The sequence below is a fragment of the Mycobacterium sp. genome (genome assembly GCF_035623875.1).
GTDB lineage: Bacteria > Actinomycetota > Actinomycetes > Mycobacteriales > Mycobacteriaceae > Mycobacterium.
Window position 1 is genome coordinate 1 of sequence record NZ_DASPSP010000227.1, and the last position, 5903, is coordinate 5903.

The 5903-nt window shown below is 62.8% G+C and carries 7 protein-coding genes and 1 pseudogene; 1 reads left to right on the forward strand and 7 read right to left on the reverse strand.

Features of this window, described 5'->3' with window-relative positions; all coding sequences use genetic code 11:
- The 4 genes and pseudogenes from VEI45_RS18545 to VEI45_RS18560 form a co-directional block, all read right to left on the reverse strand.
- Window positions 1-120 (reverse strand): annotated as a pseudogene (locus VEI45_RS18545) (short-chain dehydrogenase); the annotation flags it as partial.
- Entirely contained in the window at window positions 117-1574 is a 1458-nt protein-coding gene (locus VEI45_RS18550) for an acyl-CoA reductase (RefSeq protein ID WP_324855842.1), read from the reverse strand. The pseudogene VEI45_RS18545 and the gene VEI45_RS18550, both read right to left, overlap by 4 nt.
- Window positions 1571-3007 carry a hypothetical protein gene (locus VEI45_RS18555; protein WP_324855844.1) on the reverse strand — a complete coding sequence of 479 codons (1437 nt, stop codon included), beginning with the start codon at window positions 3005-3007 and terminating at the stop codon, window positions 1571-1573. Before VEI45_RS18555 ends, VEI45_RS18550 begins: the two co-directional genes overlap by 4 nt.
- Window positions 3008-3066: 59 nt before the next feature.
- Entirely contained in the window at window positions 3067-3810 is a 744-nt protein-coding gene (locus VEI45_RS18560; RefSeq protein WP_324855846.1) for a maleylpyruvate isomerase family mycothiol-dependent enzyme, read from the reverse strand.
- Window positions 3811-3929: 119 nt separating this feature from the next.
- Here VEI45_RS18560 and VEI45_RS18565 point away from each other — a divergent pair, with 119 nt between their 5' ends.
- Window positions 3930-4535 (forward strand): TetR/AcrR family transcriptional regulator, encoded by a 606-nt coding sequence (locus tag VEI45_RS18565; RefSeq protein WP_324855848.1) that lies wholly within the window; start codon window positions 3930-3932, stop codon window positions 4533-4535.
- A gap of 2 nt (window positions 4536-4537) precedes the next feature.
- On the opposite strand, the gene VEI45_RS18570 is transcribed toward VEI45_RS18565, so the two are convergent.
- The 3 genes from VEI45_RS18570 to VEI45_RS18580 form a co-directional block, all read right to left on the reverse strand.
- Window positions 4538-4975 carry an ester cyclase gene (locus VEI45_RS18570; protein ID WP_324855850.1) on the reverse strand — a complete coding sequence of 146 codons (438 nt, stop codon included), beginning with the start codon at window positions 4973-4975 and terminating at the stop codon, window positions 4538-4540.
- A gap of 10 nt (window positions 4976-4985) precedes the next feature.
- Window positions 4986-5756 carry an AraC family transcriptional regulator gene (locus VEI45_RS18575; RefSeq protein WP_324855852.1) on the reverse strand — a complete coding sequence of 257 codons (771 nt, stop codon included), beginning with the start codon at window positions 5754-5756 and terminating at the stop codon, window positions 4986-4988.
- Window positions 5753-5903, reverse strand: a 151-nt coding sequence (locus VEI45_RS18580; RefSeq protein ID WP_324855854.1) for a hypothetical protein, incomplete at its 5' end; no start/stop codon positions are given. The genes VEI45_RS18580 and VEI45_RS18575, both read right to left, overlap by 4 nt.

Genomic DNA, 5903 nt, shown 5'->3' on the forward strand with positions numbered 1-5903 from the left:
GGCAGCCAGCGCCCGGGCCGCCTCGCGGCCCAGCCCCGACGAGGCTCCGGTGATCACACATACCTTGCCGGATAGGTCGATACCCTCAACGATCTGCAGGGCGGTGCGCGATTCGGTCATGCCGGCGTGAGCTTCCACAGCGGGACGACGACGCCTGGGTCACACTCCTCGTCGACGACCCACTTGCACATTCGCCTGATCGGCTCAATGGCGTCCTGGGGTGCGGCGACCGCAACACTGCACGCGTAGCCCAGGCTGGTCAATCGTTGAGCACCGAACAGCGGCAACGTGTCTCGTAGCCGGCGTTTGAGGGATTCGGGGTAGATGCCGATGGTCTGGGTGTAGGCGTTCACCGCGGCGGTCACCTTGTCGATGGTGTCCACCGGCACGATATTGGCGACCCGCCCGGACAGCATCTGTGAATAGTCTATCGCCTCGTCGAACTGGGAGACGACGATCGCGCCCTCACGCTGCTCGCCGCCGATCACGTGATAGAAGTCCTCGGTCATCCGTGAGGCCTCCAGGTGGTCGAGCAGCTCACGGTTCGGGTAGCGCGGCGGGGTGCTGACAACGGCGGGCAGCGACACCAACTCCCGATAGATCAACTCGCCGAGCCGGTTCGCCTTCGTCAGACCGTCGGCGTCGGTTCCGCTGAGTACATAGATGACTCGGGCGTTGGCGCACCCCTCCTGGTTGGCGACGCCGATGTCGGTCGCGGCGCGGCGGGCCACTTCGCGCATGGTGTCGTCGTCGTCGAACGCCTCGGTGCCGATGATGGTGGCGCTGCGTTTGGGGTCTAGCGCGATCAGCTCCAAACCGGGCTGGATGTAACGGGTTACGTGTTTGACCGACGCCAGCCCGCCCCATGCCACAATCTTCTCGATGTGCTGGGGCTGGTAGAGAGTTTCCTCGACGGCCAGATCGCCGCCTTTCCAATATCCGACCACCAGATGCTTGGTGATCGGGTGGTCGGGCGCGACATCGGCCAGAGTGCGGGCGATGGCGACCGCGGTCAGTGGATCATTGGAAGGGGCCTTGATGATCACGTCCGATCGGGTGATCACCGATCGCAGGATGGTCACTGCGGAGACCAGTCCGCCGTTGCCGGCCGGGATATGCAGCGTTCGGGATCCGAAGGCACGCACGCGTAGTTCGCGGCCGTCCTGCAGTTTGTGCGGGACCCATCCGTTGAGGTAGTCCAGGCCGACCTGGCTATCGGCGATTTCGGTGACGCTGCTCCGGGAAAACAGCGGCCGCAGAACGCGATAGCTGTTCTGCATCATTTCCGCCGGCAGCACATTGGCCACCAGCGAGGCTTCGTAAGCCTCCTGCAGGTGCGTGTTGGTGTCGAAGTCCAGTGCGTCGCCAAGCGTCTCGAGCACATCGAGGATCTCGTCGAAGCTCAACTGGTAGAGGTCGCTCATCGCTGCCGGACTCTCGAGCGGGAGTTGCTCGACATACTTGCTCATGTCCGGCGCCTGGAACTGCGCGGCACCGATGCGGGTATCGAACGGTACCAGGTCCTCGGTGATGACTTGGCCCCGCAAGAACAACGGGACGGTGTAGGCGATCACAGATCCAGGCCCTTCATGAAGTTCACTGCCTCGTTGTGCACTTCATGCGTTGCGGCGCAGGTGATCCGGTCGTCTTCGAGGCCCTGCTTCTCGCTGTAGCGCATGATGTTGGGCTCGAAGGCAACGCTGGTCTGTCCACACGGACATTGCAGGTCCCAATTGATGGTGACTTCATCGCCGGAGATGACGCCACCCCAGTGGGCGCGCAGCAGGATGTCGTACACGGCGGCCCGGCCGGTCTGCACACCGGTTCGGGGACGTGGCTCGCTGGTGTCGGGATCGAGCACGAACGGGATGACCCACGGCGCCACGTGGTAGCGGCCCTCGCTGCAACCCCAGTGGAACGTGCTGGACTCGGAGAAGCCGTAGCCGACCTGGATGCGGTCGACGCCCAGGAAGTCCTTGATGACGTCCATGAAATCATCCGGCAGCGCAACACCTTTCATCCCGCCACCGGTGAGGATCGCCGAATCTGGGGCGAAAACATTACGCACTCCACGCTCCAGACCAGCCTTGGCAATGTCGTACATGTGGTGATACGCGCTGGTCATGAACACCCGCTTGCCGCGCAGCTGCTCGGTGATGCGGGTGAAGAACACATCCAGGTCCTGAGCCTGCCGCGCCTGCATGGCGATGAACTCATCCTTGCGGGCCGCGAGTGCGGGGTCGATCTGCAGCCGGTCGAGCTCGCCGCGCGACGCTGCCGCCCGCATCTTGGAGGCCAAGAACATCAGATCGGTGTCGACCGCGCTGGGGTACAGCGCGTGGAATCTGCTCTCGTCGCCGCCGGTAAAACCGCGCTTGATCATGTTGGCAATGCGCAGATGACCAAGCTTGCCGCTGGCGAAGTTCGGCCACACCACATCCACCGACGGGTTCAGTTCTCGCTCCGTCGGTTCTTGACCGAAGGTTTGGAACAGGCAGATCTTCCACAGCGTCATGCCTTGTTCGGCGCCACGCTTGTCTTTGGGCAGGATCGAAATGGTGCCGGTGGTGCCGCTGGAGGTGATGACCTCCAGCGGAGTCTGTTCGTCGAGGCGGTCGATCCAGTCGTCGATGCCGGTGCAACCCGTGAGATCAACGTCGGACAAGTCATAGCTGGTCAGCTTGTCCAGCCACTTGGTCATCAGGTCGAAGCGCTTCTTGTCGACCAGCGCCGCAGGGTATGACTTGAACGCGGTGTGCGAGAAAAACAGCGGCACAACGTCATTGAACTCGTTAAGGGCGGTGATCCCGAGCCGGTCGGCCAGCTTACGCAGCATTTCGATGCTCTCGCGATGCTGCTGAAAGCGGATGCCCATCGCTTGTCGTTGCAGCGCTTCGAGCTCATCGCGGCTGATGCTGTGCATCTGGGTGTAGGACTGGCCGAAGAAGCTGATCGGGTCGTCCATGAATTCGCTCACCGACCGCGCCGTCTTTTCCGTGACTCTCACCCGGGTCATGGTAGCCCACTGATGCAGTTATAAGCAAGATTGCAGTTAACTGCAATTTACTAGAACACCCTGAGCTGGCGAACTGTCTCGAGAACCGATGGGTCGCCGTGCGCCTCGACGCTCAGATCTTCCCAGGCACCTCGTTGAGTAACCCAACGAACGAACGCCGCTGCGTCACAGTCAATCTGGCCGGCCACATCGTTATCGCCGATCCGCAGGGTCCGCCCACCTATCCCGGAGATACGTACCTCGACCGCCTTATCCATGCCGGCGAGCAGCTTGCTGTTCTGCTGCGGCAGCGCTGCCTCGATCCAGTCCAGCGTGGGCGCAAGGCGCAACTCATCGGAAGCTGGCGGTTCTCCGCCGAACGGCCCACCCGGCGGGAACAGGTCGTACCTGATGTGCACGTAGTGCTCAAAAGCGAAGGCAGTCGGCACAACTGACGCCGGGTAAGTCCCGACATCGCCGAGTGGGACGTCAACGTCCTGGCCCTGCACTGCGGCGAGCAGCTCCAGGCCTCTGGAGCTGACCGACTCGTAGTCGGCCACAACCTCGGCGGGAGTCATCGAGCGGCGTGACTCGACGTACAAGTCAGCGGCTCGTTCGGCCGGTAGTCCCGCTGAGTTGGGCAAGTTCGACATGTCAACGGCCAGCCAAAAGCTGCACGCCATGTGCGACAGGAGATCCTGCACCGTCCAGCCTGGACACCCGCTGTCTTTTGTCCAGATGGAGTCTTCCAGCTGTTGGCAGAGCGCCAGAAGCGCCTCGCGGTCGGCCTCAATTGCCTTCAGTGCATTGCTCATTTCGCCTCTTTCTGCGTTGGGAGCCCATCGGCAAGGCAGTGGTCCTTGCTACGGTGTGGCGAACACTTTCATACGGTGTGTATGAACATACATACCGTATGTATGAAAGGCAATAGTTCATGAGCGCAACCCGTCGTACCCAGGCCGAGCGCGCCGCGGAAACACGCGACGCATTGATCGCGGCGGCCCGTCCGTTATTCGCTGCGCAGGGTTTTGCCGAGGCGGCGCTGGAGGCGATCGTGCGCGCCGCGGGCGTGACCCGCGGCGCCCTCTATCACCATTTCGCCGACAAGACCGAGCTGTTCGCTGCGGTTTTCGAACAGGTCGAGGAGGAAGTGGCCGCCCGGATGGGCGAGGCGATCGCCGCGTCCAACCAGACCGACCCGATAGAGGTCATGCGATTAGGGGCCGGCTTTTGGCTGGATGCCTGCTCCGATCCGGAGGTGCAGCGCATCGTGCTGGTCGACGCTCCGGCCGTGCTGGGTTGGACGCGCTGGACCGAGATCGGCAACCGCTACAACATCGGGATGGTGCGTGCGCTGCTGACCAACGCAGTTGAGACCGGACGTATCCCGCCGCAGCCGATCGAAGCGACCGTTCTCACGATTCTCGGCGCGATGCGCGAAGCGACGCTCTACGTAGCACTGGCCGAAGATCACGACCAGGCACGCCAAGAAGCCGGCATCGTGATCAACCGACTAATCCATGCGCTGAGCGCCGACTGACGTCAGCGAGCGGGATTTCCTGGTTGCCAGCCGAGTTGCAGCAGCAATCCGAGGTCGTCACGGACGGCACGGTGATGGGTGATCTGACCGTCCGCGATGGTGAAGATGTGGACCTGTTTGTGGGTGATCGGTCTGCCGGTGGGTGCGATGCCGTTGAACAATCCGGTGTGTTTCCCGGTCATGGTGGCGGCGGCCATCACCGTGCCTCCCTCCGCGAGGGTTTCCTGGAGTTCGAATCGCAAGTTCGAGAATGCATCGCGCAACCATCGGCTGGTCGCGAGAAACCCGGCCGGGCCGCGCTGTTGGCGTTCGACGTTTTCTGGATCGTCCTCGGCTTCCTGGTTGACGAAGTCCGGCGCGATGATTTGTTCGGCCAGTTCCGGGTCGCCGGTTTCTATCAGCCGGAATGACTCGCGGGCGACAGTTTTCGTGTCCGTCATGGTCGAAAGGTTAGGACGAGTTCGCTGTTGCGGTATTGGACAAAACGGACACCGGAAGTGCCGTCGGTGGCCCGCCCGTCAATGCCAGACACTCGTTGATCATGTGGGACTGATCGGTGTATCCGGCCGCTATCGCCAACTGCGACCAGCCCGCCCGGCGTTGGGAGGCGTGAATCAGATCCAGCAGACGCTGAAAACGGAATACCCGGCCCAGCCGCTTGGGTCCGTATCCGACCGCGGCCTCAAATCGACGCCGCAGTTGTCGCTCGCTCACTCCGATCTCGGCGGCCAGCGCCGAAACCGGTCGGTCGGGTTGTGCTCGCAACACTGCGACCGCCCGCGCGACGGGCCGGTCGACCACCGGGTCCACGTCTGCGAAATAGTCGGTCACCAGATCTGCCAGCCCCGACATTCGCTGGCTGGGAGTTGTTGCGCCGAACAGGCTTTCGACAATTCGAGAGCCCGCGACGCCGAATGCCGAATCGAGGGGAACGCGCATGTTCCTGAACTCGTTTGCCGGGCAGCCGATCACCGCAGCCGCTGCGCCCGGTCGTAACCGCAGACCTACCAGCACGTCTTGGTTATCTGCGGGTAAGTCGTAGAAGGTATCAGCCGGACCGGCGATCACGACATCGCCGTGCGCGATGACGAACACATCGACACAACCGTCGGGTATCACCCGTATCAAAGGGGTCGCCGACCCCGACCGCAGCCAGCCGCATTCCACGAAGGGCGCAAGCCTTTGGTCCGGACGAAATTCCCGGTACACGGTGCGAATCACCGCTCGGCGGCGAAGGCGCGCAGCGAGGCCAGCTGTACGGGATCCAATGACGGGCGGACGGTTTCGCGTGCGGCAGCGATGTCGGCAGCGGTGATTTCGGCAGCGTCGACCGAACGCCGCATCGCGGTGAGCGCCGCCTCGCGCAGG

Bases quoted from the DNA above. Each gene is read 5' to 3' on its own strand.
- VEI45_RS18560 (WP_324855846.1), bottom strand. From the start codon at position 3,810: ATGAGCAATGCACTGAAGGCAATTGAGGCCGACCGCGAGGCGCTTCTG.
- VEI45_RS18565 (WP_324855848.1), top strand. From the start codon at position 3,930: ATGAGCGCAACCCGTCGTACCCAGGCCGAGCGCGCCGCGGAAACACGC.
- VEI45_RS18570 (WP_324855850.1), bottom strand. From the start codon at position 4,975: ATGACGGACACGAAAACTGTCGCCCGCGAGTCATTCCGGCTGATAGAA.